We start from the raw sequence: 20,851 nt of genomic DNA, 5'->3' as shown, positions 1-20,851 counted from the left end.
CCGCCATAACTAGGTGGCGGGTTGCACCCGCCCTATGGAAAGCATCTCAGCGGCGGCTAACGTCGAGCCGTTGCGGCTGTAGCCCCTCCCACAGAAGCCGTACCATGCGCGGCTATTTCACTTCACCCGCAATTCACAATCGAAGGTTTCCGCTGGCGGTACGTTGGGCTCCCACGGCTGCTGGTAAGTCAGCAGCAGGCGGCCTTCACCGGCTTCGCGCGCAGTGAAACGCCAGGTGGAGATGCCGCCAGCACCCACCAGCCCGGCGTCTTCCGGATTGCTGTAGACCTCCGGGCCGAGGCTTTGCAAAACCTTCTCTGCGCCATCGCGGATTTCCCAGCGAAATCCGGTGGTGGGGTTGCTGGGCAGGCTGAGAATCATTTGCTGGCCCTGATCGAGCGTCAGCGGGCACTGCCGATCCTTGTTCAGCTCCAGTGTGCCGGATTGATGCGCGCAGGCGGTTAGCAGGGCCAGGGCGGGCAGGGTAAGCAGGCGCAAGGTGGCGTGCATGACGAACTCCAGTCGACGAAACCTGGCCCAGCATAGCCGCATTGGCTTGTCGGTGGCGACCGTACAGGCGGGCAGCTGGGTGTAGGAGCGAGCTCTGCTCGCGAAGCTTTTCAGGCTCGCCGACATTCGCGGGCAGAGCTCGCTCCTACATTGGCCCTCTTTAGTCGAACAGCACTTTCGCCACGTCGCCATAGCGCTTGGCGAAGTGCACGGTCAGGCCTTCCTTGAGATAGTCCGGCAATTCCTCGTAACTGCCTCGGTTGGCCTCCGGCAGGATCAGCTCGAAGATCTTCTGCCGGCGCGCCGCGATCACCTTCTCGCGCACGCCGCCGATGGGCAGCACCTGGCCGGTGAGGGTCAGCTCGCCGGTCATGGCCACGCCTTTCTTCGGCGCCTGGTTGCGTGCTAGGGAGAGCAGGGCGCTGGCCATGGTGATGCCGGCACTGGGGCCGTCCTTGGGCGTGGCGCCTTCCGGCACGTGCAGGTGGACGAAGGCCTGGTCGAAGAAGGTCGGGTCGCCGCCGAATTGCTTGAGGTGCGAGCTGACGTAGCTGTAGGCGATCTCCGCCGACTCCTTCATCACCTCGCCGAGTTGGCCGGTGAGCTTGAAGCCGCGGTTGAGCGTATGGATGCGCGTCGCCTCGATCGGCAGGGTAGCGCCGCCCATGCTGGTCCAGGCCAGGCCGGTGATAACGCCTGTACCAGCCAGCACTCGCTCGTTGCGGAACACCGGCATGCCGAGCGCTTCTTCCAGGTCCTTGGCGCCGATGCGGATCTTCGCCTCGGGACTTTCCAGCAGTTTCACCACCGACTTGCGCACCAGCTTGCCCAACTGTTTCTCCAACTGGCGCACGCCGGCCTCGCGGGCATAGCCTTCGATCACCGCGCGCAGCGCCGCATCGCTGATCGACAGGCGCGCTTTCGGCACGCCGGCCTTGTCCAACTGCTTGGGCCACAGGTGGCGCTTGGCGATGGCCAGCTTTTCTTCGGTGATGTAGCCGGACAGGCGGATCACCTCCATGCGGTCGAGCAGCGGCCCGGGAATCGAGTCGAGGGTGTTGGCGGTGCAGACGAACAGCACCTTGGACAGGTCCAGGCGCAAATCCAGGTAGTGGTCGAGGAACTCGACGTTCTGTTCCGGATCGAGGGTCTCCAGCAGCGCCGAGGCCGGGTCGCCTTGGTAGCTGGTGCCCATCTTGTCGATTTCGTCGAGCATGATCACCGGGTTCATCACCTCGGCTTCCTTGAGCGCCTGTACCAGCTTTCCGGGCATGGCGCCGATGTAGGTGCGGCGATGGCCCTTGATCTCCGCCTCGTCACGCATGCCGCCCACCGAGAAGCGGTAGAACGGCCGGCCGAGTGATTCGGCGATGGACTTGCCGATGCTGGTCTTGCCCACGCCGGGTGGGCCGACCAGCAGCACGATGGAGCCGGCGATCTCGCCCTTGAAGGCGCCGACGGCCAGGAATTCGGTAATGCGCTGCTTGATGTCGTCCATGCCGGCGTGATGCTTGTCCAGCACCTTGCGCGCGCGGCCCAGGTCGAGCTTGTCCTGACCGTGAATGCCCCAGGGTAGGGCGGTTGCCCAGTCCAGGTAGTTGCGCGTGACGGCGTACTCGGGCGAACCGGTTTCCAGAATCGACAGCTTGTTCAGTTCTTCGTCGATGCGCTTCTGCGCCGGCGCCGGCAGGGTCTTGCCTTCGAGGCGGGCGAGGAATTCCTCGCGGTCGGCGCTCTTGTCGTCCTTGCTGATGCCCAGCTCCTGCTGGATCAGCTTGAGCTGCTCCTTGAGGAAGAACTCGCGCTGGCGCTCGCCGATCTGCTTGTTGACCTCGGCGGACAGCTCTTTCTGCAGGCGGCCGACCTCGACCTCCTTGCGCAGCAGCGGTAACACCTTCTCCATGCGCTTGAGCATGGGCACGGTATCCAGCACTTCCTGCAGGTCATGGCCGGAGGCGGTGGTCAGGGCGGCGGCGAAGTCGGTCAGCGGCGACGGCTCATTGGGGCTGAAGCGATTGAGGTAATTTTTCAGCTCTTCGCTGTACAGCGGGTTGAGCGGCAGCAGTTCCTTGATCGCGTTGATCAGGGCCATGCCGTAGGCCTTGACCTCGTCGCGCGGGTTGTTGGACGGCTGTGGGTATTCGACCTCGGCCAGATACGGGCCGCGGCGGCTGAGCCAGCTACGGATGCGTACGCGGGTCAGGCCCTGGGCGACGAACTGCAGCTTGCCGCCTTCCTCGCTGACATGGTGCACGCGCACCAGGGTGCCGTGTTCGGGCAGGCTGTCGACGTCGAACTCACCGTTCTCGTCCGGCGGATTATCGACGTAGAACACCGCCAGGCATTTGTGCTCGGTATTGTCCACGCGCTTGAGCGTGCGCCCCCATGGGTGCTCATTGACGATCACCGGCAACACCTGCGCGGGGAAGAACGGGCGATTGTTGATGGGGATGACGTAGAGCTTGTCCGGCAGCCTTTGTGCGGGCAGCACCAGGCCGGTGGCCGATTGTGCGTTTTCGTCGACAGCTTCGGAGTGGATGTCCTGATCGTTCATGGAGCACCTTTGCTTGCACGTTGAATGCTACATGGGGCGACCTCAGGATTTTTTCAACGTTTCAGCTGTGGGCAGGCAATTACTGATCCACGTGGGACGTATTGCCTAGTTTTGGTTGCTACAGGTGCAACCGTTTCGCTGATAGGTGGTTGCGGCGTTTTCGTTGGGAAAGGAGTAAAGTGCAACCCTCGTTTCGTGCCGCCAGTTTTTAGCGATGCTGCAAGCCCGTGTGATTCGCCTGGATGAGCAGGCCCATGAACATGCCCACGATCATCACCAGTTGGTGATGTCTCTGGTGGGCCGCGCCGAATTCGAGGTCGGCGGTCGCGGCGGGGAAGTCTGTCGGATGCGTGCCTGCCTGGTGCCGGGCGATGCAGCCCACCAGTTCGCCGGCATGGGCGACAACCGCATGCTGATTCTCGATCTGGACGAGCAGGACACGCCTAGCGAAGACCTGGAGTTGCTCCATCGTCTGTTCGAAACGCCGCGCTATCCTGCCCTCGATGTGGATTTTCAGCACCTGCTGACCTATGCCGGCGCCGAGCTGGAGCGTTATGGCAGTGATTCGATCCTCGCGCGCTCTCTCGGCGGCGTCCTGCTCCGTGCCCTGCACCTGCGCCTGTTCGGCGAGCAGCGCCGGCAGCCGCAAGGCGCGCTGGATCTGCAGCGGCTGGACGATTACATCGGCGAACACCTGGCGCGGCGCATCAGTGTTGCCGAGCTGGCGCACGAGATGTGCCTGAGTCCCAGCCACTTCCACGCCCAGTTCAAGGACTGCGTCGGCCTCACGCCACACCAGTACCTGCTCAAGACCCGCCTCGACCGCGCCGCGCGTATGCTGCGCGAGAGCAACCTGCCATTGGTGCGTATCGCCGAGGAATGTGGCTTTTCCAGCCAGAGCGCCCTGACTACGGCCATGCGCCGCTACATGGGCCTGACCCCGAAGCGCCTGCGCAGCGCCTGAGCGAAAGTGTTTTTGTGGGAGCGAGCTCTGCTCGCGAAGCGTCTATTGCTGGTGGTGTTCGCGAGCAGAGCTCGCTCCTACAGGTTCGTCTGCCGGTCGTCGGCGCGTAGCCCGGATGCAATCAGGGCGCAAGTCCGTAGGTTGGGTTAGCCGCCTGTCACCTTGTTGATCACGCCACCGCATCTGCAGCGGCGCAACCCACCATTGGCGCAATGTGATCCATCGCTTGGTGGGTTACGCGACGCACCACCGCAGCGCTTGCTTGTCGATCCGCTTCCCGCGTTGCTAACCACTACGAGAAGCCGGGCGACCGGCATGTGATTGTGTTGCGACGCTAGGCGTAATTCTGCGGGCTCAGCTTGCGCTCGATCAGCTCGATCAGAATGTGCAGGGTCTTGATGTGCAGCTCCTGCACACGGTCGGCGAAATCGCCGCCGGGGGCGCAGATGCATACGTCGGCCAGGCTTTCCAGTAGCGAGCCGGGCTTGCCGGTCAGGGCGATCACCTTCACTCCCAGGGTCTTGGCGGCTTCGGCAGCCTTGACCACGTTGGGGCTCTTGCCGCTGGTGCTGATGGCGATCAGCACGTCACCTTCGCGGCCGTGCGACTCGATATAGCGCGAGAAGATGAAGTCGTAACCGAAATCGTTGGCCACGCAGCTGATGTGGCTGGGGTCGCTGATCGATACGGCGGCGATGCCGGGGCGGTTCTTGCGGTAGCGCCCGGTCAGCTCCTCGGCGAAGTGCATGGCGTCGCACATCGAGCCGCCGTTGCCGCAGGAGAAGGCCTTGCCCTTGTTCTCGAAGCTCTCGACCAGCAGTTCGGCGGCCTTCTGGATATTGCCCAGGGTCTGTTCGTTGGCGAGGAAGGCCTCCAGCGCGCGCTGGGCCTCCAGCAGGCTGTTGCGGATATGTTCGATCATCGCGTCAGAACCTCAGGGGAGTTCAGGGCTGGAATAGAAGGCCGTCAGTACTTTCACCAGGTGATCGACGTCATGGCTGCCGGCCAGTTCGCGGATCGAGTGCATGGCGAAGGTTGGCAGGCCGATGTCGACCGTGCGCACGCCGAGCTGGCTGGCAGTGATCGGGCCGATGGTGGAGCCGCAGCCCATGTCGCTGCGCACCACGAAGCTTTGCACCGGTACTTCGTTCTCCAGGCACAGGTGGCGGAAGAAACCGGCGGTCTCGCTGTTGGTGGCGTAGCGCTGATTGCTGTTGATCTTGATCACCGGGCCGGCGTTGAGCTTGGGGCCGTGGTTGCCGTCGTGCTTGTCGGCATAGTTGGGGTGCACACCGTGGGCGTTGTCGGCCGATACCAGCAGCGAGCGCTGGATGGTGCGGACGAAATCATCGCCGCCCGGCAGCACGCGGCGCAGCACCTGCTCAAGGAAGGGGCCATCGGCGCCACAGGCGGAGCAGGAACCGACTTCCTCGTGGTCGGTGCAGACCAGCACGCAGGTTTCCTCGTCGTCCGAGTCGATCAGCGCCTGCAGGCCGGCGTAGCAGGACAGCAGGTTGTCGAGGCGCGCGCTGGCGATGAAGTCCTGATTGAGGCCGACGATGGCGGCGCTCTGGGTGTCGTAGAAGCTCAGCTCGTAATCGAGCACCGCGTCCGGGTTGAAATCGTGCTCCATGGCCAGCTGCTCGGCGAGCAGGGCGCGGAAGTCGGCGGTTTCGCTGCTGGCGAGCTGGGCCAGGATCGGCGGCAACTCGGTCTGCGGGTTGATCGCCCAGCCCTGGTTGGCCTCACGATTGAGGTGGATGGCCAGGCTGGGGATCACCGCGATGGGTTGGTAGAAGTCGATCAGCTGGCTTTCGACCTTGCCGTCGCGGCGGTACGTCACGCGGCCGGCCAGCGACAGATCACGGTCGAACCAGGGCGCGAGCAGGGCGCCGCCATAGACTTCCACGCCGAGCTGGAAATAGCCCTGGCGCTGCAGTTCCGGGCTTGGCTTGACGCGCAGACATGGGCTGTCGGTATGCGCGCCGACCAGGCGAATGCCACCGTCGACGGTGGGGCGCTTGCCCAGCTTGAAGGCGATGATCGAGGAGTCGTTGCGGGTCACGTAGTAACGACCACCCGCTTCGGTATGCCAGGGCGCGCGTTCGTCGAGGTGACGAAAACCGGCGGCTTCCAGGCGCATGGCCAGGCTGGTGGTGGCGTGGAAGGGGGTCGGCGAGGCGTTGAGAAAATCGAGCAGGCCTTGGATCAGTTCTTCGCGCATAGGGACTCCGGGCAACGATGGCGCGAGTTTAACCAATTTGTATCGCGCTGTGCCGGCTACGCACTCGTTTGGGGCGATAGTTGGCGTCTATCTGCTGGGTCGGATGTGCTGGGCGCACACTGCCATGTGTCTTTCTGCCAATGCGCAACCGGCAGGCCGTCAAAACGGTGCTGGGCACTCGAAGCGCATGCGCTCGCCGGTTTGTGGGTGGGTCAAGGCGAGCATGCTGGCGTGCAGACACAGGCGCTCATGGGCGGCCAGCGCCTGTTCATGGGCGTAGAGACGATCGCCCAGCAGCGGATGGCCGATGGACAGCATATGCACGCGCAACTGGTGCGAGCGACCAGTGATGGGCGTGAGTTCGACCCGGCACCAGTCGCCGCAGCGCTCGACGATGCGCCAGTGAGTCAGCGCATGCTTGCCCAGTTCGTGATCGACCACGTGGCGCGGCTTGGTCGGCGGATCGTAGCGCAGCGGCAGATCGATGCTGCCGCTGTCGGCCTGCGGCTGGCCCCAGCACAGCGCGGTGTAAGCCTTCTCGGTTTCGCGGTCGTGAAACTGCCGGGACAGCTCGCGGTGGCTGTCGGCGTCGCGAGCCAGGACGATGATGCCGGAGGTCTCCCAGTCCAGCCGATGCACGATGCGCGCCTCGGGGTAGCCGTTTTCCTGCAGGCGGGTGACCAGGCAATCCTTGTTGTCATCAGCCCGGCCGGGCACCGACAGCAGCAGGGTGGGCTTGTTGATCACCAACAGGGCGGCGTCCTGGTGGAGAATTTCGATCTGGCTTAGCGGCATGATGTGTGGGCTGGTGTAGGAGCGGATTTATCCGCGATGCTTTTGGCCTGCAGAAGCTTCGCGGATGAATCCGCTCCTACAGGTGCGCGTTGCTACAAACGAACACGGCGGCCGAAGCCGCCGTGCGCGTGGCCAGGATCGATCAGCGATCCGGCAGGGTGATGTTCAGCTCCAGGATCGAGCAGCTGCCCTGGTTTTCCAGTGCGACTTGAACCTGGTCCGAGTCGATGGCCACGTACTTGCGGATCACTTCCACCAGTTCCTGCTGCAAGGCAGGCAGGTAGTCAGGCTGGCTGCGCTGGCCACGTTCGTGGGCCACGATGATCTGCAGGCGTTCCTTGGCGATGGATGCGGTGGTTTCCTTCTTGCGCGAGCGCAAGAAGTCGAAAATATTCATTCGCGACCTCCGAATAGACGTTGCAGGAAGCCCTGCTTCTTCACATCAAGGAAGCGATGCGCCACTTCCTTGCCGAGCAGGCGATCGACTGCATCGCTGTAGGCCTGGCCAGCGTCGCTCTGGTCATCGAGGATGACCGGAATGCCCTGGTTGGAAGCCTTGAGCACGGCCTGGGATTCGGGAATCACGCCAAGCAGGCGGATGGCGAGGATTTCCTCGACGTCTTCGACGCCGAGCATTTCGCCCTTGGTGACGCGCTCGGGGTTGTAACGGGTCAGCAGCAGGTGTTCCTTGATCGGCTCCTCGCCTTTCTCGGCGCGGCGCGATTTGCTCGCCAGCAGGCCGAGCATGCGGTCGGAGTCACGTACCGAAGACACTTCCGGGTTGGTCACGACGATGGCCTCGTCGGCGAAGTACATCGCCAGGTGAGCGCCTTTCTCGATACCGGCCGGCGAGTCGCAGACCACGTATTCGAAATTCTGCGACAGCTCAGTGATGACCTTCTCGACACCTTCGGGGGTCAGCGCGTCCTTGTCACGGGTCTGGCTGGCGGCCAGCACGTAGAGGTTCTCGAGGCGCTTGTCCTTGATCAGGGCCTGGGTCAGGGTGGATTCGCCGTTGACGACGTTGACGAAGTCGTACACCACGCGGCGTTCGCAGCCCATGATCAGGTCGAGGTTACGCAGGCCGACGTCGAAGTCGACGATGACGGTCTTGTGCCCGCGCAGGGCGAGGCCGGTACCGATGGCAGCGCTGGTGGTGGTTTTACCGACGCCACCCTTGCCGGAAGTGACTACGAGGATCTTGGCCAAGGTGATTCACCCCAAAAAATGAAGATAACGCGGGAATCTGAGGCCAATCGAGGCTTCCAGATGCCCTTTTGACGGAGCCTCAAAAACTGGCTGCGTTGCCAGCGTTTTTAGAGGCTCCTTTATGTCCGTAAAAGTGGCCGCAGTATCCGTTAAAGGCGGGTGATGTTCAACACGTCACCCGACAGGCTGACCTGCACCGCATCGCCCCAAAGCGGGTCGCGGCGCAGGTCTTCGGCGACCTTGTAATGGCCGGCGATGGACAACATTTCGGCGCCCATTTGCTGGCAGAAAATCCGTGCCTTGGTGTTGCCCTTGATGCCAGCCAGGGCGCGACCACGCATGGGCGCGTAAACATGGATGTTGCCATCGGCGAGAAGTTCCGCCCCGGCACTGACTGGCGCCAGCACGATCAGGTCGCCGCCCTGGGCATAGATCTGCTGGCCGCCGCGTACCGGCGTGGTGATGATGCGGCTGGGTTTGTGCTCGGGTTCGGCCGGTTTTTCCTCGACCTTCTTCGGCGCCGGATCGAGCGGCCGCTCGCGTGCGCCGGACGGCGGCAGCACCGGCAGATCCATGGCTTCGGCGGCGGCGACGTCGCTTTCGCGCGAGGCGCGGATGGCCAGGGTGCGCAGGCCATGGCGGCGGCAGACGGCCATCAGCTCGGCCAGGTCCAGTTCACCTTCGCCTTCCGGCAGTTTGTCCAGGGCCAGTACCAGCGGCGTATTGCTGAAGAAGGCCGGGGCCTGGGCGACCTTTTCCGTCAGTTGCGCGTCGAGGCGCTCGAGGTCGTTGTGCGCCAGTTCCATCACGGTGATGGCGAGCATGCTGCCCTTGAGCTGGAATACGGGGTCTTGGGCGAGGAGGTCGGCTTGGCTCATGGTGATGCGATGGGCCTTCTGGCGAGTCGAAAGATGCCCGGACTTATAACGACATAGCCCGCATGCCGCAAGCGACGAACGACGGCGGGGCAGACGCCCCGGTTCGTCGATCCACTGCCGTGAGCCGCGCTGTCGGCAGCGATGCCACCGAGTCGGCTGGAAAACTGCGTTAGAATGCGCGGCTTTGTATGTGATCGGAAACGCCTCATGGATCGCCCCCGCTTTCGCGCCTATTTCCTTCATCCGCGCTTCTGGCCGCTGTGGCTGGGGTTCGGACTGCTGTGGCTGGTGGTGCAGCTGCCGTATGGCTTGCAGCTGAAGCTGGGGCGGGCGCTGGGCTGGCTGATGTATCGCACGGCGACCTCGCGCCGGCAGATAGCGGCGCGCAACCTGGAGCTGTGCTTCCCCGGCAAGAGCGCTGCCGAGCGCGAACGTCTGCTCAAGGAGAATTTCGCCTCCACCGGTATCGCCTTCTTCGAGATGGCCATGAGCTGGTGGTGGCCCAAGGCGCGCCTGGCAAAGCTGGCGCATGTCGAGGGCCTCGAGCATCTGCAGCAGGCGCAGGCCGAAGGGCAGGGCGTCATCCTCATGGCGGTGCACTTCACCACCCTGGAGATCGGCGCCGCGCTGCTCGGTCAGTTGCACACCATCGACGGCATGTACCGCGAGCATGACAACCCGCTGTTCGACTACGTCCAGCGGCGTGGCCGCGAGCGCCACAACCTCGATGCCACCGCCATCGAGCGCGAGGACATTCGCGCCATGCTCAAGGTGCTGCGTGCCGGTCGCGCCATCTGGTACGCGCCGGATCAGGACTACGGCCGCAAGCAGAGCATCTTCGTGCCGTTGTTCGGCATCCAGGCGGCGACGGTCACCGCCACCACCAAGTTCGCTCGCCTGGGCAAGGCGTGCGTGGTGCCCTTCACCCAGCAGCGCCTGGCCGATGGCAGCGGTTATCGTCTGGTGATCCATGCGCCGCTCGAAGGCTTCCCCGGCGAGAGCGAAGAGGCCGATTGCCTACGCATCAACCAATGGATCGAGCAGGTGGTCAGCGCCTGTCCCGAGCAGTATCTGTGGGCGCATCGGCGCTTCAAGACGCGCCCCGAGGGCGAGGCGAAGCTGTACGGAAAGCGTAAGTAACGCACCTATACTCAACAGAAAAATCAGGATTGGCCGATGACCGCAGCTGCCCAGCCCCATGAGCCCGTCACCGGGCTGATTCTCTCCGGTGGTGGGGCGCGGGCGGCTTATCAGGTCGGAGTCCTGGCCGCCATCGCCGATCTGCTGCCGGATGCCTCGCACAACCCCTTTCCGGTGATAGTCGGCACCTCCGCCGGCGCGATCAACGCCGTTGGCCTGGCCTGCGGCGCGTTGCAGTTCGGCGAAGCGGTGCGGCGCCTGACCTCGGTCTGGCAGGGCTTTCACACCCATATGGTGTATCGCAGCGACTGGCCTGGCGTGCTGCGTCAGGCGACGCGTTTCGTCGGCCACAGCCTGCTGGGTATCGGTCGCGACGTTCCAGTGGCGCTGCTCGACAGCTCGCCGTTGCGCGACCTACTCGAACGCGAGCTGGATTTCTCCGGTATCGCCGCCGCCGTGCGCCATCGTCAGTTGCGTGCAGTCGCGGTGACGGCCTTCGGTTATGAAAGCGGCCAGGCAATGACCTTCTATCAGGGCCGCGCCACCATCGACCCCTGGTTTCGCCATCGCCGCGTGGGCGTGCCGACACGTTTGCAACTTCACCATCTGCTCGCCAGCGCGTCGATTCCGCTGATCTTCCCGCCAGTGAAGATCAACCGTGAGTACTTCGGTGACGGCGCGGTGCGCCAGGCGGCGCCGATCAGCCCGGCGCTGCACTTGGGCGCCAGCCGCGTGCTGGTGATCGGCGTCAGCGGCAATGCCCAGCTCGAAGCCGGTGCCGCACTGCCGCGTGTAGCGAGCACGCGGCCGCCGAGCCTGGCGCAGATCGGCGGGCACATGCTCAATAGTACCTTCATCGACAATCTGGAGACGGATATCGAACTGCTCGAACGTCTCAACCAGATGAGCGCGCTGGTGCCGCCGGATCGACGTCCGCGTGGCCTGGGGCTCAATCCGGTGGAGGTATTGGTGATCGCGCCGAGCCAGCCGCTGGATCAGATCGCCGCCCGCCACCAGCGTGAGCTGCCCAGGGCGCTGCGTCTGTTTCTGCGTGGCCCGGGGGCGACCAAGGCCGGTGGTGCCGGCGTGCTCAGCTACCTGCTGTTCGAACCCGGCTATTGCAGCGAGCTGATCGAACTGGGGTATCAGGACGCGATGACGCGCAAGGCCGACCTCTGCCGATTTCTTGGCTTGACCGAGGCCGTCCAGCTGGCCTGATGCACTCAGGCCAGCACGCCATCGCGAAAATCACGCAGGGCCTGTTCGATTTCCTCGCGGCTGTTCATCACGAACGGCCCGTACTGCACGATGGGCTCGTTCAGCGGAGTGCCGGCGATCAGCAGCACTCGCGCACCATGGCTACTGGCCAGACGCAGCTCGCCTGCATCCGACAGCCGCACCAGGCGCCCGGCGCTGATCGGTTGTGCGCTGGCGTCGGGCAGTTCGAGCAGGCCTTCGTAGACGTAGAGCATGACCCGCTGTCCGTCGGCCAGGCGCGGCGCCACCTGGCTGCCGGCCGGCAGATGCAGGTCGAACAGCTGCGGCTGGGTATGCGGACGCTGCACAGCGCCTGCCTGGCGGATCTCGCCATCGTCAAACTCGCCGGCGATCACCACCACCTCGACGCCGGATGCTGTGCTGATACGTGGAATGTCCGTGGCGGGAATATCGCGATAACCCGCTTCGCCCAGCTTGTCCTTGGCCGGCAGGTTGAGCCAGAGCTGGAAACCGCGCATGGCGCCGGACTCCTGCTCTGGCATCTCGCTGTGGATGATGCCGCGCGCGGCGGTCATCCATTGCACGCCGCCGCTGCCCAGCAGGCCGACGTTGCCCAGGTGATCTTCATGGCGCATGCGCCCTTCGAGCATATAGGTAATTGTCTCGAAGCCGCGATGCGGATGCGGCGGGAAGCCGGCGATGTAGTCGTCGGGGTTGTCGGTGGAAAACTCGTCAAGCATCAGGAAGGGATCGAAACGCTCCAGGCCAGGCCCGCCGATGACGCGGTTAAGGCGCACACCGGCGCCGTCGGAGGCAGGTTGGCCAGGCTGGATGCTGATGACGCGGCGTTGCGAAGTCATGGCGCGCTCCTTGTTAGATAGGGATGGCGCCATGCTATTCGCATTAAATCGATATTTGGGTGGAAAATTTCCTAATAAATTATCGATAAATCCAATGAGTCAGGGTTAGTCGGCAATTCTCAGTTTGCGCGACTCCGTATAGAAGTAGCGCAGCTTCTCGTATTCGAACGGCGAGTTGAGCTGGCCATAGTGGAAGCCGGTGTTGGCACGCGTGTCGACGGCGCGCAGGACCATGATGCCTGGATTGTCGCGGCTGGCGTCGGCCACGTCGAGGTAGTTGACCGCATTCTCCAGGCTGAAATCCGCCACCAGGCCGCCCGTGTCGCGCAGGTTCGACGGGCCGAGCAGCGGCAGCATCAGGTAAGGGCCGGCGGGCACGCCGTAGTAGCCAAGCGTCTGGCCGAAGTCTTCGCTCAACCTGGGCAGGCCCATTTTCGTTGCCGGGTCCCAGATACCGCCGACCCCGATAATGGTATTGAACAGCAGGCGTGCGGTGGTGTTCATCGCCCGCTTGCCCTTGAGCTGCAGCACGCTGTTGGCCAGCGTGGGAATCTCGCCGAGGTTGCTGAAGAAGTTGTGCACGCCGGTCTGCAGCAGATCCGGGGTGACGTAGCGGTAGCCATCGACTACGGGCAGGAATACCCACTGATCGAAACGGTAGTTGAAGTGATAGACGCGGCGGTTCCATGACTCCAGTGGGTCATAGACCTGCAGGGCGTCACTGGAGGCGCGCTCGAACTCCTGCTGATCCAGCCCCGGGTTGAACTGCAGATTCTGCAGCGGGTTGGTGAAACCGTCGGCGTCGACCTGACGTTCGGCCAGTGCCTGCCCGCTGGCCAGCAGCAGGGCGATGATGAGGGAGCTGTGCTTAACCACGGAAGAACTCCAGCATGGCGTCGCTGTTGACGCGATAGTTGAGGTTGCCGCAGTGCCCGCCGCGCGGGTAAAGGGTCAGGCGGTCGCCAAAGGTGCGGCGCAGAAAACCGATGTCGCCCTGACCGAGGATCAGGTCGTCGGCGTTGTGCATCACCGCGACCTTGTCGCTGCCTTTGAGATAGTCCTCCAGTGCGTACATGCTGGTTTTCTCGATCAGTTGATTGAGGCTGCCACCGTCATAACGGGCACGCCACATGGGCATCAGCTGCTCGGCGATGTAGCAATCGAAGTCGCAGCGCAGGGCCATCTGGAAGAAAGGCGTGAGGCTGGTGTTTTCGGTAATGCGGTAATCGCGCGGAGTGATCAGGCCGCGGCGGTTGAGCAGGTCCGAGGTGAAGACGATATCGGCGGAGGAGAAACGGAACGAGGTGCCGATCAGCATGGCCATCTGTTCGTCCGAGAGCCGCTCGGTGGATTGCTGGAAGTCGTAGAGCATGGCCTCGTTGATATCCAGATAGCCCTTGTCGTTGAAATAGCGCGTCAGCTTGCCCAGCACCAGGTCATAGAAGTTGGTGCTGTTGTCGATCCCCTGGACTCGGGTCTGCACCAGCTTGTCCAGGTTGCTGATGGAGGTGTAGAGGTTGACCGGCGGGTTGAGCAGCAGCACGCGCTGGAAATCGAAGGCGCGGCGGGTTTCGTCGATCTGGCTGACGAAGGCGGCATGCAGCGCGCCGAGGCTGTATCCGGTCAGCAAATATTCGCTGACTTGCAGTTTCGGGTGCTGGGCGCGTACTGCCTGCATGGCGCGGTACAGGTCGTCGGCATCTTCCGGGCTATAGCCGGGGGTGGCGAAGCGCGAGGCGGCGGCCATGAAATCGTAGCTGGTCGGCGACGACAGCTGCACGACATGGAAACCAGCGCCGTAGAACAGCTTCTTCAGGTACTCATTGGTACCGTTGGCGTAGTGCGCTCCAGTACCGGCGATGATGAAGATCAGCGGCGCCCGGCCTTTTTGCTCGGCCAGGCGGTAGCGTAGCTTGGTCACCGGCCAGAAGTTGTCCAGCAGTTCGAATTCGCGGTCCGGACGCAGGCGTACCGAGTAGTCGCGCTGACTGATGTCGCCGTCGGCCGGGAGTTCCGGGCGTAGTTCGGGCGGCGTGGTGGCGATGGTCGCTTCGAACGGGTTGGCCAGCGGGTAACCGTAGCTTTCGGCATCCACATCGGCGGCAACGGCGAAGGCACAGAAGACCAGGCCACCGAGCAAGGCGGCGAGACGGGCAAGGCTGGGCATGTGCTAAGTCCCTTTAAATCAGAGAGCGTCTGGATTAAACAGCTGGCTTATGACAGCAGCAAGAAGGGCAAAGTGCCAGACTATCTTAGCTAAATCGTAGGAATCTCGAGTCACAGCAATTGTAGTCATGCCTGCCTGGCGAAGCGCAGGCGCGTTCGCTCAGGCGTGATGATGCAGCCAGGCATGCTTGGGGCGTTCCGGCGCAGGCTGACGCTTGCGCTCGAAACGCTGCCAGACCTTTTCGTGGAAGTAAAAGCCCACCGAATTGCACAGCGGTTCGATTGCCGCTACCAGGCTGCTGGCTGCAACGCTGCCGGTCAGTACGTAGGTGACGCCGAAGGCAATGCAGAAGTGCATGATGGTGAAGGTCAGTGTCTTGAGCATGATGCACCTCGTTGAGAATCATTTCGTCTTGTAGGAAGGCTATTCCTGTTCGTTCGGCTCGGGAAATGTGGCGTGTGCATGGCCTTGATAGTCGCTCTAAATTGATTTGATTCACATGAAATAAATTACCTATTTATTCGACTGGTGGGTCGCTGCGTTAAGGTGAGGCTCTATTTCGATGGAGCCAAACCATGCAAATCAGTGATATCCCCTTCGGTGTGACGGATTGGAGCGCGATGCCAGCTACCGAGCACCCGGGCGAGCGTGGCGTAGCGCGCTGGCGCACCTGCCAGTTCGGTGCGCTGCGGGTACGCATGGTGGAATATTCACCGGGCTATCTGGCTGACCACTGGTGCCATAAGGGGCACGTGTTGTTGTGTCTGGAGGGGAGCTGGTTACCGAGCTGGAAGATGGCCGGGTATTCGTGCTCAAGCCCGGTATGAGCTATCAGGTGGCCGATGGCGCTGAGGCGCATCGCTCCTCGACATCGGCTGGCGCGCGCTTGTTCGTGGTGGACTGAGTCGCGATGCTCTGGCGTATGGCTGCCGATGCGCTGGTGCTGGTGCACCTGGGCTTCATTTTGTTCGTGCTGCTCGGTGGCTTGCTGTTGCTGCGCTGGCCGCGCTTGCTCTGGCTGCACCTGCCCGCAGTGGCCTGGGGTATCGTCGTGGAGTGCCTGCATCTGGGTTGCCCGCTGACACCCTGGGAAAATCAGTTGCGCCGGGCGGCGGGACAAGCTGGATATGAGGGTGGCTTCATCGAGCATTACCTGATACCGCTGATCTACCCGGCCGGGCTCACGCCGCAGATCCAGCTCTGGCTGGGGGCCATCGTCGTGCTGGTGAACCTGGCCGTTTACGCCTGGCTGATCTGGCGCTGGCGCAGCGGGCCGCGCGCCTGATTAGCCCAGCCTATTCATAAGCCTGATGAAGGCTCGGACCCTTTATCTCCTTCGCTACACTGCAGCCATCGCAACCAAACAATGAAGGCAGGGCTGCTATGCAAAACCGCATGATGATCACTGGCGCGGGCTCCGGCCTGGGGCGCGAAATTGCCCTGCGTTGGGCGCGCGAAGGCTGGCAATTGGCGCTGGCCGACGTCAACGAAGCCGGCCTGGCGGAAACCTTGGGGCTGGTGCGCGAGGCGGGCGGCGACGGCTTCACCCGCCGTTGCGACGTGCGCGACTACAGTCAGCTGACCGCCCTGGCGCAGGCCTGCGAAGAGCAGTTTGGCGGCATCGATGTCATCGTCAATAACGCTGGCGTCGCTTCCGGTGGTTTCTTCAGCGAGCTGTCGCTGGAGGACTGGGACTGGCAGATCTCGATCAACCTGATGGGCGTGGTCAAAGGCTGCAAGGCGTTCCTGCCGCTGCTGGAACGGAGCAAGGGCAAGATCGTCAATATCGCCTCCATGGCCGCGCTGATGCAGGGACCGGGCATGAGCAACTACAACGTGGCCAAGGCCGGCGTGGTGGCCTTGTCGGAAAGCCTGCTGGTGGAGCTGCGTCAGCTGGAGATCGGCGTGCATGTGGTCTGCCCATCCTTCTTCCAGACCAACCTGCTGGACTCTTTCCGTGGCCCGACGCCTGCGATGAAGGCTCAGGTGGGCAAGCTGCTGGAAAGTTCGCCGATCACTGCGGCGAATATCGCTGACTATATCCACGATGAAATGGCCAAGGGCAGCTTCATGATCCTGCCGCATGAAATGGGCCGCATGGCCTGGGCAGTCAAGCAGAAGAACCCGCAGGCGCTGTACGACGAGATGGCCAACATGGCCGAAAAAATGCGCGGCAAGGCCAAATCCGTCAGCTGACCGATAAGTCAGTTATTCATGCCTTCAGGCTTGCCTGGCGCGGCCTGCAGGGGTAGGGTGGCCGCCCCGGCCGCCCCGGCCGGCCTGCCGTCATGACCATGGAACATTTGTGAAACCAGTCCCTCGGGTCCTGCTACTAGTGGCCCTGGTGCTGGCGGCGATCAATTTGCGCCCCGGCATCACCTCCCTTGCACCGCTGATCGAGCGTATTGCCGCCGAGCTGTCGCTGAGCCGCAGTTTCATCAGCCTGACTACCGCCTTGCCAGTGCTGTGCATGGGCCTGCTGGCGCCTTTGGCGCCGCGCCTGGCGATGCGCTGGGGGCTCGAACGCACCATCGTGCTTTGCCTCGGCCTGATCGGCCTGGCGCTGCTGGCGCGTCTGGCCGCACACCAGAGTACGGTGCTGATCGGTAGCGCCATCGCCCTGGGCGCAGGTATAGCGGTGGCCGGCCCGTTGCTATCGGGCTTCATCAAACGTCATTTCGCCAGCCAGATGGGACGCGTGGTGGGTTGGTATTCGCTGGGTATGGCCATCGGCGGGGCGGGTGGCGCGGTATTCACGGCGCCGGTCACCACATTCTTTGGCGATGCCTGGCATCTGGGGCTGGCGGTGTGGGCCGCACCAGCGTTGCTCGGGGTAATTCTCTGGTTGTGGTTGCCCAGCCAGGTGGGCGTTGTAGAGGCGCAGGAAAGCACCGGCCTGCCTTGGCGGCAGCCACGCGCCTGGCTGATCAGTTGCTTCTTCGCCATTCAGGCGGGGCTGTTCTATGCCATCGCCACCTGGGCCGTGGCGCGCTACCACGAAGCCGGGCTGAGCGTGCTGCGCAGCAACTCGCTGCTCAGCCTGGCCATGCTCATGGGGCTGCCCAGTTCATTCCTGCTGCCCTGGCTGGCACAGCGCTACAACGCGCGCTATCCGCTATTGCTGGCTTGCGGTGCGGTCACCTGCGGTTGTCTGGCGATGGTCACCTTCATGCCGCGTTTCGTTCCGGAGCTCTGGGCGCTGATCCTGGGCTTTTCGCTGGGCGGCTCCTTCGCCCTGTCGCTGGTATTGCCGCTGTACGAAGCCGGCTCGCCGATGGCGGTCAGCCGCTGGACGGCGATGATGTTGTTCACCGGTTACTGCCTTGGCTGCCTGACGCCGATTCTGACCGGCCTGGCTCGCGATCTGTCCGGCAGCTACCGCCTGCCGTTCGCAGTGCTCACTGCGCTGGCGCTGGTGATGACGCTGGTGGCCTGGTTGCTGGGGCGTAGCAGGCGCAAGGCGCGCTGAAGAATTCGCCCCCGTTCCTTTCTTGCCCTGGCGTGCTGTGTTAGAAGGCTTGCTGCTTTTTCAGGAGTGCCGGTGTGGAGTCCGAATCCATCGTCTATGGCTGCATCCGCGACTGGCCCTCGGATGACCCCGAGCAGAGTCGTCTGCGCCGTGAAACCAACCATGGCGTGTTGGCCGAACTGCCCTCGGGCGATCTCTGGCCCTTTCTGGGGCGCGAGATGTTCTCTTTCTGCGAGCTGCCGGGGGCGGGCCTTTACCAGACCCAGGTGATCCACTTCGGCGCCAGCTACGGCGCAGTGGAGTATGAGTGGAACCTGTGGATCGAAGCCTTTGAGGCGCTACTCAAGCGCCTGTACTGGACCAGTGCCGTGGTGCATCTGGAAACCGAACTGAACGGCCTGCATACCTTCCGATGGGAATCCGACAACGGCTTTCACAGCCCCCAGGAAGGTGCGCTGCGAGTGCGCTGCGCGTGGGAGCGAGAGGGGATGTTGCGTAGCTGAGACAGAGTTTTCGGTACAGCTACAAACGGTAGATACCGGCGCTGTCGCGGGCTGTCGAGGGCGCTCCCGCGTGGCGGGAGCGCCCTCGGTTTGGGTTACTGCTGAGCCCACTTGAGGAAGGCGCTGCGGCTTTCCGGCGTGAGCAGGTTCCACATCTGCTGCAGGGTGGTCAGGGTGGCGTCGTTATGCGGCAGGGCAGCGGCCTGGGCCGGAGTCAGAGCGACCGCCTGTGGTGCGCTCGCTGCGGCGGCACCCAGCGGTGCGACGCTGGTGGCCTGCGCAGCGACTTCGCTGGAGCCCATCAGTACGCTAAATGCCGAAACGTTACGATTACCTGCTTCGGCGTCCTTGCGTTCGCCGGTGCGGGTGTTCACGGCCCAGGCCGGAAAGTCTTCTTCGAACTTCTGGGCTTCGGCCAGGTTGGCCGGACGCTTGAACTCCAGGCGCCACAGATCGCCGGGCTTGCCGTCGATGGTGAAGATGGCGGTGCGGCTGCGCACCACTTCGTGACTCATGCCGCCGGCGATGTCGAAGCCGTTCTTGTAGAAAGCGTGGATCTGGTAAGCGCCTGGCTGCAGCAGCAGCTCCTTGTCGTTCAGGCCGGAAGCGGCAATGGCGGCGGAGTAGGGCTGGCCATTGATGCTGCGGATTTCCAGCTCGCCGGGTACGACCACGGTGAGGACCTGGTTCTGCGGCAGCGGTGCGCCGGAATACAGTTGGACTTTGGGTTGCTGGGCGCAGGCGGCCAGCAGGCCAGCCATGGCGATTACGAACAAGCGGCGCATGAAAACTCCTAAGTACGAAGGTCCGCCGATGCTCGGCGGGCTGGGGTCGATGACATTCCGGAAACAAGAATAAGACGGCCAGGTGTCAGTTAAATGACAAACCGGGCTGCCCCTCGCGGAGCAACCCGGTTTGTTTTATCTGTTCCGCAAGCGGGATCAGAAGTCGTAGCGCAGACCTACGGTGAAGCCGGCAGCTTTTTCGCCAGCGGCTTCGTTCACGCCGTTAACGATGGACTGGTTGCTCGGGGTAGCGGTACGCGACTGCATCCACGGCGAGTAGGCGACGTTGGAATCGTTGTCGACGACGGCGTAGTTGGCGTAGACGCGCACGGCCTTGTCCAGCTTGTGCTCGATACCCACGACCCACATGTCGGCATCGGAGTTGTCGGCGTCGCTGTCGTTGGTCATATAGGTGGCTTTCAGAGCGGTGTTCTTGGCAATCGCCAGTTCGCCACCGATGCCGTAGACGTCGAAGGTGCCGGCGTCGCGCTGAGCACTGGTGGTGCCGGATACACCTTCGAAATCGGTGGTCTGGTAGAAACCGACCAGCTTGAAGGCATCGGTCAGCTTGTAGGCAACGGCAGCGCGGACGGAGTCAGCCTTGCCACGCAGGGTGTCTTCTTCCACTTTCTCGTAGGCCAGGGAGGCTTCCAGCGGGCCGCCGATGTAGTTCAGCGAGGTGCTGAAGGCATCGCTGTCTTCGTTGTTGGCGGGGGTGTCGGTGATGTTCAGCGACTGGCCCTTGTACATCGAGTAGGCCACTTTAACGTTGAAGCCGTTGAAGTCCGGGGTGGTGTACTGGATGGTGTTGTCGTAACGCTCGTCCAGACGGCCGGCGGTGACGCGAGCCAGGTTGTTCATGTCGCCGACCTGGTCGCCGAACAGGTTGAACGGACCACGGGCTACCTTGAACGGGCTGTCGAAACGACCGACCTGGATGGCGCCGAAGTTGCTGCTCAGACCCACGAAGGTGTCGCGGGTGGCGAAGTCGGTACCGCCGCTCGAGGCGCCAGTGGTGAAGTTGATTTGTTGTTCGATCTGGAAGAACGCCTTCAGATCCGGGTTGATGGCGTGGTCGCCTTTGAAGCCCAGTCGCGAGGAGTTGCTCGACAGGTTGGTTTCGGAGTACTTGGCACCATCATCGAGGTAATCCACCGACACATGTGCACGGCCATAGACGGTCACGTCTGCCATTGCCACAGCCGGTACCGCCAGAGCAGCACCCACAGCAACCGCAATCAACTTCATCTTCATCGAAAAAACTCCTTCGTTTTATGAAACGCCGTCATTGCCTGTGGCATGACATCGTCTGTTTGGACGGAGGCGATTATGGAAATCCGATATGACAGAAGGCTTGCTGCCGTGTGACATTTTCGAGTCAGGGGAACTTTTTTAAAAACATATGCTTAGGAAGTTTTTTTGAATCTTTTAGGCTGTTTTTAAGGGGGTCGGAGAAGTCCCGCGGCGACTGTATAGAGGCATTGTTAAAGTTTCGAGAAAAGCGCAGCGTGGGCCTCGTCCTGGATGAAATTTCGTCATGTTGCTCTCGCCCCGAGCGGATTTCCTGTTCTATTG

At 62.8% G+C, this 20,851-nt stretch carries 21 protein-coding genes and 1 pseudogene; 8 read left to right on the top strand and 14 right to left on the bottom strand.

All coding sequences use genetic code 11. The annotated features are described in order from the left end of the window. Positions 1 to 117 precede the first annotated feature (117 nt). Positions 118 to 510 carry a protease inhibitor I42 family protein gene (locus P3C50_RS17620; RefSeq protein ID WP_275546946.1) on the bottom strand — a complete coding sequence of 131 codons (393 nt, stop codon included), beginning with the start codon at positions 508 to 510 and terminating at the stop codon, positions 118 to 120. 160 nt (positions 511 to 670) lie between these two features. After that, positions 671 to 3,064 (bottom strand): endopeptidase La, encoded by a 2,394-nt coding sequence (gene lon / locus P3C50_RS17615; RefSeq protein ID WP_275546945.1) that lies wholly within the window; start codon positions 3,062 to 3,064, stop codon positions 671 to 673. A gap of 214 nt (positions 3,065 to 3,278) precedes the next feature. Between lon and P3C50_RS17610 the strand changes: the two genes are divergently transcribed. Next, on the top strand, positions 3,279 to 4,028 hold the full coding sequence (locus P3C50_RS17610) for an AraC family transcriptional regulator (protein WP_275546944.1): 750 nt from the start codon (positions 3,279 to 3,281) through the stop codon (positions 4,026 to 4,028). 334 nt (positions 4,029 to 4,362) lie between these two features. Here the strand turns inward: P3C50_RS17610 and lpcA are convergent, their stop codons facing one another. The 6 genes from lpcA to minC all read right to left on the bottom strand — a co-directional run bounded on the left by lpcA (position 4,363) and on the right by minC (position 9,134). Continuing rightward, on the bottom strand, positions 4,363 to 4,950 hold the full coding sequence (gene lpcA, locus P3C50_RS17605; protein ID WP_024307228.1) for a D-sedoheptulose 7-phosphate isomerase: 588 nt from the start codon (positions 4,948 to 4,950) through the stop codon (positions 4,363 to 4,365). A 12-nt stretch (positions 4,951 to 4,962) separates the two neighbouring features. Continuing rightward, entirely contained in the window at positions 4,963 to 6,252 is a 1,290-nt protein-coding gene (locus P3C50_RS17600; protein ID WP_275546943.1) for a M18 family aminopeptidase, read from the bottom strand. Positions 6,253 to 6,411: 159 nt separating this feature from the next. Then, positions 6,412 to 7,047 (bottom strand): RluA family pseudouridine synthase, encoded by a 636-nt coding sequence (locus P3C50_RS17595; protein WP_061241862.1) that lies wholly within the window; start codon positions 7,045 to 7,047, stop codon positions 6,412 to 6,414. Positions 7,048 to 7,189: 142 nt separating this feature from the next. After that, complete coding sequence (gene minE / locus P3C50_RS17590) at positions 7,190 to 7,444, bottom strand: cell division topological specificity factor MinE (RefSeq protein WP_197855066.1); 255 nt, start codon at positions 7,442 to 7,444, stop codon at positions 7,190 to 7,192. Beyond that, the gene (gene minD / locus P3C50_RS17585; RefSeq protein ID WP_275546942.1) at positions 7,441 to 8,256 is read right to left on the bottom strand and encodes a septum site-determining protein MinD; all 816 of its coding nucleotides are present in this window, start codon (positions 8,254 to 8,256) and stop codon (positions 7,441 to 7,443) included. Before minD ends, minE begins: the two co-directional genes overlap by 4 nt. Before the next feature lie 149 nt (positions 8,257 to 8,405). Further along, a complete protein-coding gene (gene minC, locus P3C50_RS17580) occupies positions 8,406 to 9,134 on the bottom strand; it encodes a septum site-determining protein MinC (protein ID WP_197855071.1) in 729 nt (242 codons plus the stop codon). 207 nt (positions 9,135 to 9,341) lie between these two features. On the opposite strand from minC, the gene P3C50_RS17575 reads away from it, so the two are divergent. Together P3C50_RS17575 and P3C50_RS17570 are read left to right on the top strand one after the other, a co-directional pair. Beyond that, positions 9,342 to 10,274, top strand: a complete 933-nt coding sequence (locus P3C50_RS17575) for a lipid A biosynthesis lauroyl acyltransferase (protein WP_197855073.1) — start codon at positions 9,342 to 9,344, stop codon at positions 10,272 to 10,274. A gap of 36 nt (positions 10,275 to 10,310) precedes the next feature. After that, a complete protein-coding gene (locus P3C50_RS17570; RefSeq protein ID WP_275546941.1) occupies positions 10,311 to 11,492 on the top strand; it encodes a patatin-like phospholipase family protein in 1,182 nt (393 codons plus the stop codon). A 5-nt stretch (positions 11,493 to 11,497) separates the two neighbouring features. Here the strand turns inward: P3C50_RS17570 and P3C50_RS17565 are convergent, their stop codons facing one another. The 4 genes from P3C50_RS17565 to P3C50_RS17550 all read right to left on the bottom strand — a co-directional run bounded on the left by P3C50_RS17565 (position 11,498) and on the right by P3C50_RS17550 (position 14,903). Then, positions 11,498 to 12,352, bottom strand: a complete 855-nt coding sequence (locus P3C50_RS17565; RefSeq protein ID WP_275546940.1) for a pirin family protein — start codon at positions 12,350 to 12,352, stop codon at positions 11,498 to 11,500. A 105-nt stretch (positions 12,353 to 12,457) separates the two neighbouring features. Continuing rightward, positions 12,458 to 13,207, bottom strand: a complete 750-nt coding sequence (locus tag P3C50_RS17560; protein WP_275547011.1) for a VacJ family lipoprotein — start codon at positions 13,205 to 13,207, stop codon at positions 12,458 to 12,460. Positions 13,208 to 13,220: 13 nt separating this feature from the next. Further along, positions 13,221 to 14,519: a serine/threonine protein kinase gene (locus P3C50_RS17555; protein ID WP_197855081.1), complete on the bottom strand. Its 1,299-nt coding sequence runs from the start codon at positions 14,517 to 14,519 to the stop codon at positions 13,221 to 13,223. Between the two features lie 159 nt (positions 14,520 to 14,678). After that, the gene (locus P3C50_RS17550; protein ID WP_275546939.1) at positions 14,679 to 14,903 is read right to left on the bottom strand and encodes a DUF2061 domain-containing protein; all 225 of its coding nucleotides are present in this window, start codon (positions 14,901 to 14,903) and stop codon (positions 14,679 to 14,681) included. 191 nt (positions 14,904 to 15,094) lie between these two features. Here P3C50_RS17550 and P3C50_RS17545 point away from each other — a divergent pair. The 5 genes and pseudogenes from P3C50_RS17545 (at position 15,095) to P3C50_RS17525 (ending at position 18,491) form a co-directional block, all read left to right on the top strand. After that, positions 15,095 to 15,423 (top strand): annotated as a pseudogene (locus tag P3C50_RS17545) (DHCW motif cupin fold protein). Between the two features lie 6 nt (positions 15,424 to 15,429). After that, positions 15,430 to 15,804: a DUF2784 domain-containing protein gene (locus P3C50_RS17540; RefSeq protein ID WP_197855087.1), complete on the top strand. Its 375-nt coding sequence runs from the start codon at positions 15,430 to 15,432 to the stop codon at positions 15,802 to 15,804. Between the two features lie 98 nt (positions 15,805 to 15,902). Next, positions 15,903 to 16,715, top strand: coding sequence for an SDR family oxidoreductase (locus P3C50_RS17535; RefSeq protein WP_275546938.1), 813 nt, complete (start codon positions 15,903 to 15,905; stop codon positions 16,713 to 16,715). A 109-nt stretch (positions 16,716 to 16,824) separates the two neighbouring features. Then, positions 16,825 to 17,988, top strand: coding sequence for a CynX/NimT family MFS transporter (locus P3C50_RS17530; protein ID WP_275546937.1), 1,164 nt, complete (start codon positions 16,825 to 16,827; stop codon positions 17,986 to 17,988). 74 nt (positions 17,989 to 18,062) lie between these two features. Beyond that, positions 18,063 to 18,491, top strand: coding sequence for a hypothetical protein (locus P3C50_RS17525; protein ID WP_197855095.1), 429 nt, complete (start codon positions 18,063 to 18,065; stop codon positions 18,489 to 18,491). 95 nt (positions 18,492 to 18,586) lie between these two features. On the opposite strand, the gene P3C50_RS17520 is transcribed toward P3C50_RS17525, so the two are convergent. Together P3C50_RS17520 and P3C50_RS17515 are read right to left on the bottom strand one after the other, a co-directional pair. Further along, positions 18,587 to 19,276 carry a DUF2057 family protein gene (locus P3C50_RS17520; protein WP_275546936.1) on the bottom strand — a complete coding sequence of 230 codons (690 nt, stop codon included), beginning with the start codon at positions 19,274 to 19,276 and terminating at the stop codon, positions 18,587 to 18,589. Positions 19,277 to 19,432: 156 nt separating this feature from the next. After that, a complete protein-coding gene (locus P3C50_RS17515) occupies positions 19,433 to 20,530 on the bottom strand; it encodes a porin (protein ID WP_197855098.1) in 1,098 nt (365 codons plus the stop codon). Positions 20,531 to 20,851: the final 321 nt, after the last annotated feature.

This window comes from Pseudomonas sp. Marseille-Q0931, from assembly GCF_940789645.1.
Classification (GTDB): domain Bacteria; phylum Pseudomonadota; class Gammaproteobacteria; order Pseudomonadales; family Pseudomonadaceae; genus Aquipseudomonas.
This window is presented reverse-complemented; position numbering and strand designations above follow the sequence as displayed.